This is a genomic window from Vibrio sp. AIC-3 (assembly GCF_013114515.1).
Classification (GTDB): domain Bacteria; phylum Pseudomonadota; class Gammaproteobacteria; order Enterobacterales; family Vibrionaceae; genus Vibrio; species Vibrio crassostreae_C.
Map to the genome: position 1 here is coordinate 163387 of NZ_VTXG01000007.1, position 6092 is coordinate 169478.

Genomic DNA, 6092 nt, shown 5'->3' on the forward strand with positions numbered 1-6092 from the left:
GTGAAAATCACAGGTTCGATGAGTTATTGTTTCTCTGCAACCTACTTTACTAGAATCAATTTACTTTTCTAGAATGTAAGGGTCTTCAAACCCCATAGATTGCATGATTTCTGTCTCGAGTGACTCCATCTCTTCAGCTTCATCATCTTCGATATGATCATAACCTAGCAGATGCAGACTGCCATGTACAACCATATGAGCCCAGTGTGCTAGCAGAGGCTTACTTTGCTCTTCTGCTTCTTTTTCGACAACTTGGCGGCAGATAATGAGGTCGCCCAGTAGATCTAACTCGATCCCTGGAGGAGCCTCGAATGGAAAAGACAACACGTTAGTTGGCTTATCTTTGCCACGATATTCATGATTGAGCTGGTGGCTTTCTTGTGTATCAACGATACGAACCGTCAACTCAGCGTTCTCTTGAAACTGAGGAATTGTCTTGTCCAACCAAAGCTGAATATCTTGCTCAGTTGGAAGACCTTGCTCATTTTCGACCGCTAATTGCAGGTCTAGTTCAATAGACATCTATTTATCACCTTGTTCTGCAATTACAGAGCTATTTTGTGTTGCTAATTGTGTCGTAACTACCTGCTGAGCCTCAAGAAGTTTGGCTTCACGCTCTTCACGTTTACGCTTTTCAAACTCTTTGCGCTCTTTCTGGTCTTTTGCTTCCCACTTCTCGTATGCGTTGACGATACGAGCAACTACAGGGTGACGAACGACGTCTTCAGACATGAAGAAGTTAAAGCTAATGTCGTCGACTTCATTGAGCACTTCAGTCGCATGGCGTAAGCCTGATTTTGCACCACGAGGTAAATCGATTTGCGTAATATCACCTGTGATCACAGCGCGTGAGTTAAAACCGATACGGGTTAAGAACATCTTCATCTGTTCTACCGTGGTGTTTTGGCTCTCATCAAGAATGATAAACGCATCATTCAATGTACGACCACGCATGTAAGCCAGTGGCGCAACTTCAATTACGTTACGTTCAATCAGCTTCTCAACTCGCTCAAAGCCAAGCATCTCAAACAGCGCATCGTAAAGTGGACGTAAATATGGGTCTACTTTTTGGCTTAAATCACCCGGTAGGAAACCAAGCTTCTCACCGGCTTCAACAGCAGGGCGCGTCAATAGAATGCGACGAATCTCTTGGCGTTCAAGTGCATCAACTGCTGCAGCAACGGCTAAGTAGGTTTTACCTGTACCTGCTGGCCCAATACCAAAGGTGATGTCATGAGTCACCATGTTCATTAGGTACTGTGCTTGGTTTGGCGTTCGAGGTTTGATGACGCCTTTTTTAGTCTTAATGGTCACTTCTTTGCCGTAGTCAATTTCAGACTCGACGTGTTGCTCCAAAATGCCTGACTCGGTGATCGCCAGATGTATTTGCTCTGGTTCGATATCGATTATGTTGCCTTTAACTGGAGCCGTTTCAACATAGAGGTGTTTGATGATGTCTAAAGCTGCGGCTGTAGTGTGAGGCTTACCAACAATGGTGAAAAAGTTGCTACGGTAATTAATCTCAACGCCCAGACGACGCTCAAGATGCTTGATGTTGTCGTCAAATGGTCCGCATAAACTTGCCAAGCGCTTGTTGTCTGCTGGTTCTAGATTTATCTCTAAGGTAACGATTTTATTGCTCAAATTAGCCTCTCATTTTGTGCCACTCACTCTTAAATAAAACAAAGAGCAAAAAGCCCGATTTAGACCGGGCTTCTGATGGTGATATCCCTATTTCTAAGATGGTCACTTAGTTAGGTAATTTCAAGCTTTGTGTTTGCGCTTTGTGCTCAAACAGTTGTATTGCCTATGGCGTAAATGTCGCTACACCTAGCTCGTCTTCACGTTTTGTTTTTTCCATCATTTTTGCTGGAGTCATAACAACGCGTAGACCCATGTCTTTTTCTGTGCGAACTAGCTCACCACGTAGTGAGTTGGTGTAAACCTCAGTGATCTTCACATCTACGAATTGACCGATTAGGTCTGCAGAACCTTCGAAGTTCACAACACGGCTGTTTTCTGTACGGCCGCGAAGTTCCATTAGGTTCTTTCTTGATGGGCCTTCAACAAGGATACGTTGCTCTGTGCCTAACATTAGACGAGAGAAACGCATAGCTTGTGTGTTTACCGTTTGCTGCAGTTCGTACAGACGATCTTTCTTCTCTTGTGCTGGTACATCACATGGGTAATCTGCCGCTGGCGTACCTGGACGTGGAGAGAAAACAAAGCTGAAGCTCATATCGAAATCAACGTCTTTAATTAGCTTCATTGTATCTTGGAAGTCTTGCTTAGACTCACCAGGGAAACCAACAATAAAGTCAGAGCTGATTTGAATGTCAGGGCGAGCTTTACGCAGTTTACGGATAATAGATTTGTACTCGATAGCCGTATGTGGGCGCTTCATCATCGTAAGAATACGGTCACTACCACTTTGTACTGGTAGGTGAAGGAAGCTCACTAGCTCTGGTGTGTCTTTGTAAACTTCAATGATGTCGTCACCAAACTCAAGCGGGTGGCTTGTTGTGAAACGAATACGGTCGATACCGTCGATAGAAGCAACAAGACGAAGCAGTTCTGCGAATGAACAGATATCGCCTTCGTGTGTTGGACCGCGGTATGCGTTTACGTTTTGACCTAGCAGGTTAACTTCACGTACGCCTTGCTCTGCAAGTTGAGCAACTTCGAAAAGTACATCATCCATTGGACGGCTAACTTCTTCGCCACGTGTGTATGGTACAACGCAGTAAGTACAGTATTTAGAACAACCTTCCATGATAGAAACGAACGCCGTCGCGCCTTCAGCTTTTGGCTCTGGCAGGTTATCGAACTTTTCGATCTCTGGGAAAGAGATATCCATTACTGGCTTTTCGTTAGACAGTGATGATTTAATCATCTCTGGCAAACGGTGTAATGTTTGTGGGCCAAAGATAACGTCTACGTAAGGTGCACGTTGACGAATGTGATCACCTTCTTGAGTCGCTACACAGCCACCCACACCGATCACCACACCTTCTTTTTTATCTTTAAGCGTTTTCCAACGACCAAGCTGGTGGAATACTTTTTCTTGCGCTTTTTCGCGGATAGAACAAGTATTCAATAGTAGTACGTCTGCTTCCTCAGGTACTTCAGTTAGCTCATAGCCATTTGCAGCGTTAAGCAGGTCGGCCATTTTTGATGAATCATATTCATTCATCTGACAGCCCCAAGTTTTAATTAGCAGTTTCTTACTCATTATATGTTCGCTCGATCGTTAGTTTAATTTAAGGGAGCAAATCGCCCATTATTCATCCGCTAGCCCCGTTTGTCATAATTCGGTATTCAATTTTATGACAGGCTCTAGCGGCAAGCGGCGTATTGTACTGGTTTCAAAACCGACTGACTAGTAGTCTGAACAAATCTCTTATGTAGTGGTTTTTATTATCGTTAACGCCATATGCCATAAGGGATAACCCTTTTTTCGAATAAGGTTTTTGGTTACAAGTTAGTTATGAAAAAGTACAATCAAAAACAGTCAAAGAATCAAACTGATAAGTACGAAATATGAACAGTTACGATATTGTAGTAGTCGGTGGCGGCATGGTTGGCGCAGCAACAGCAATCGGTTTTGCAAAGCAAGGTCTGAGTGTTGCGGTGATCGAAGGTTTTGCCCCACAAGCTTTTGATGAATCGCAAGCGATGGACATTCGTGTGTCAGCGATTTCTCAAGCATCGGTCGATTTGCTTGAAGATCTTGGTGCATGGCAAAGTATTGCAGCAATGCGAGTGTGTTCTTATAAACGTTTAGAGACGTGGGAGCACCCAGAGTGTCGTACTCGATTTGATGCTGCCTCACTAGACCTTCCTCGTTTGGGCTATATCGTTGAGAACAGACTCATTCAATTAGGTTTATGGTCTCAATTTGATGCCTACGACAATCTCGAACTGTTATGCCCAGAAAAGCTCGATGTGATTGAGTTTGGTGAAATCAATATCGTAAAGCTTCAATCAGGGGCTGAGTTGTCTGCGAAGTGGGTGGTTGGTGCTGATGGTGCGAATTCAGCCGTTCGCCAACAAGCTGGAATTGGCATCACGGCTTGGGATTATCGACAACACTGTATGCTTATCAATGTAGAAACAGAACAACCTCAGCAAGATATTACTTGGCAGCAATTTCTACCAAGTGGCCCTCGTTCATTTTTGCCTTTGTGTTCTCTAACCTCTGACGGTCAAGAAGTCGGGCTGGGCTCGTTAGTTTGGTATGATTCTCCACTGCGTATTAAGCAACTGTCAGCAATGGCCCCTGAAAAACTACGTAACGAAGTACTTACTCACTTTCCTAAAGAGTTAGGTGATATCAAAGTCTTGAATTCGGGTTCTTTTCCTCTGACACGACGTCATGCTCAATCATACTCGAAGAATAACTGTATTTTGGTCGGAGACTCTGCGCATACCATCAACCCTTTGGCTGGGCAGGGTGTTAACTTAGGCTTCAAAGATGTATCAGTACTGCTGGATGTCACCAAAGAAAAGGGTGAATTGAACCAGTCTGTAGCAAGACGCTACGAGGTGATGAGAAGAGGTGACAACCTAGTGATGCAAAGCGGTATGGATTTCTTCTATAAGACATTCAGCAACGACATTGGTCCACTTAAGTTTGTGCGTAATGCTGCACTCAAGCTAGCAGAGAACTCAGGGCCGATTAAAGCTCAAGTGTTGAAGTATGCCCTGGGCCTTTAATTGAGTATTACAGACACTTTATAAAGAGAAGGAGAGCGAATGCTCTCCTTTTTTGTATCAGATGACTACTATCGCTGTTGCGTCACACAAACCGGTGCATCGATCTCTAAAGAGTACCCTGTATAAACCAAAGACCCATCTTCATTATCTCGCTTGAATGAGGTGATGTTGTTGGAGTGCTGGTTGGCGGCGATAAGCCATTTCCCATCGTTCGTTATATGGAAGTCTCTTGGGAATTTGCCTTCAGTGTCGTAGCTATCAATGAAAGTCAGCCTTTGAGTCTCAGAGTCGATTTTGAAGCTACTGATTCTTGATTGGTGTCGACATGACACATAAAGGAATTGCTCATCAGGCGATAGCTTAATCGCAGCTGCGGCTTCTCCCTTCTCCATATTAGGCAATGCATCAATCTCTTCCACTACATTCCAAATGCCTAAAACCTTTTCCAAAGCCAGCAACGTTTCAGAGAGTTCACAGACCACATAGGCTCTGTCTTCAGCTTTGTTAAAGATTAAATGGCGAGGTCCATTGCCGGCGGGCACCTTAATAGACTGCATTGGCTCATCAAGGAACTCTTCTTGCTCTTCATCAAAGCAATAGAAGTTGATGCGATCGGTGCCGAGATCGACAGTCACAAACTGTGGTGAGTTTTGTAAGAACAGGCATTGATGGGCGTGTGGGCTAGTTTGTCTCTCTTTGTTTGGCCCGGAACCAACCATCTGGATTGTTTTGAGTCGTTTATCGATGCTGCCGTTGATACTTAAGCTAAAAATATCGAATGTGCCTGATGAGTATTGCGACGTGATAGCAAACTTATTGTGTGGATCTATCGCGACGTGACAAGGGTGATCTCCCGAGATGAGGCTTGTATTGTGTGTTAGCTGTGAATCAACATTAGGTATATGAATGAGCTGGGGCTGTTTTTGCTGGTCCACTTCCGATGCAGTATAGATCCCAGTCTTTGTTACAGTAATAAAAGAGGGGTTAGTACATTTGATGATCAGCTCTAGAGGTAATAGTTTTCCTGTTTCTAGATCTAACTGAGTTTGATAAACACCTTGGCTTTTACTTGGTGTATCTGTGTAGCAACCGATCGTTAAGGGGAGGGGTTTCATAGGCTAGTCATACTCAATTAGAAAATGGAGCTGACATTGTCTTATAAAATCGTATTAAAAGTGAGGTTATAGAAGAGAATACTTGGTGACTTGGCTAGCAGATTTGCATATTCCAGATAAAACAAAACCCAGCTAAAAAGCTGGGTTCTATTTAATGATGGTGCGGTCGGAGAGACTTGAACTCTCACACCTCTCGGCGCCAGAACCTAAATCTGGTGCGTCTACCAATTCCGCCACGACCGCAGCAAAGCTTTTACTCTA

5 protein-coding genes and 1 tRNA gene are annotated in these 6092 nt (G+C 44.0%); 1 reads left to right on the forward strand and 5 read right to left on the reverse strand.

Annotation, left to right across the window (positions count from 1 at the left end; translation table 11 throughout):
• Positions 1-60 precede the first annotated feature (60 nt).
• The 3 genes from ybeY to miaB all read right to left on the reverse strand — a co-directional run bounded on the left by ybeY (position 61) and on the right by miaB (position 3232).
• Positions 61-522, reverse strand: coding sequence for an rRNA maturation RNase YbeY (ybeY, locus tag F0229_RS07775; protein ID WP_012603383.1), 462 nt, complete (start codon positions 520-522; stop codon positions 61-63).
• Complete coding sequence (locus F0229_RS07780; RefSeq protein WP_017062327.1) at positions 523-1644, reverse strand: PhoH family protein; 1122 nt, start codon at positions 1642-1644, stop codon at positions 523-525.
• Between the two features lie 163 nt (positions 1645-1807).
• Positions 1808-3232 carry a tRNA (N6-isopentenyl adenosine(37)-C2)-methylthiotransferase MiaB gene (miaB, locus tag F0229_RS07785; protein WP_171732571.1) on the reverse strand — a complete coding sequence of 475 codons (1425 nt, stop codon included), beginning with the start codon at positions 3230-3232 and terminating at the stop codon, positions 1808-1810.
• Between the two features lie 308 nt (positions 3233-3540).
• On the opposite strand from miaB, the gene F0229_RS07790 reads away from it, so the two are divergent.
• Entirely contained in the window at positions 3541-4716 is a 1176-nt protein-coding gene (locus F0229_RS07790; protein WP_017067147.1) for a 2-octaprenyl-3-methyl-6-methoxy-1,4-benzoquinol hydroxylase, read from the forward strand.
• Positions 4717-4784: 68 nt separating this feature from the next.
• Here the strand turns inward: F0229_RS07790 and F0229_RS07795 are convergent, their stop codons facing one another.
• A complete protein-coding gene (locus F0229_RS07795; protein ID WP_171732572.1) occupies positions 4785-5831 on the reverse strand; it encodes a lactonase family protein in 1047 nt (348 codons plus the stop codon).
• A 158-nt stretch (positions 5832-5989) separates the two neighbouring features.
• A tRNA-Leu gene (locus F0229_RS07800) sits at positions 5990-6074 on the reverse strand.
• Positions 6075-6092: the final 18 nt, after the last annotated feature.

Coding starts and splice junctions, on each gene's coding strand:
- F0229_RS07795 (WP_171732572.1), bottom strand. CDS start 5,831: ATGAAACCCCTCCCCTTAACGATCGGTTGCTACACAGATACACCAAGT.
- ybeY (WP_012603383.1), bottom strand. CDS start 522: ATGTCTATTGAACTAGACCTGCAATTAGCGGTCGAAAATGAGCAAGGT.
- miaB (WP_171732571.1), bottom strand. CDS start 3,232: ATGAGTAAGAAACTGCTAATTAAAACTTGGGGCTGTCAGATGAATGAA.
- F0229_RS07790 (WP_017067147.1), top strand. CDS start 3,541: ATGAACAGTTACGATATTGTAGTAGTCGGTGGCGGCATGGTTGGCGCA.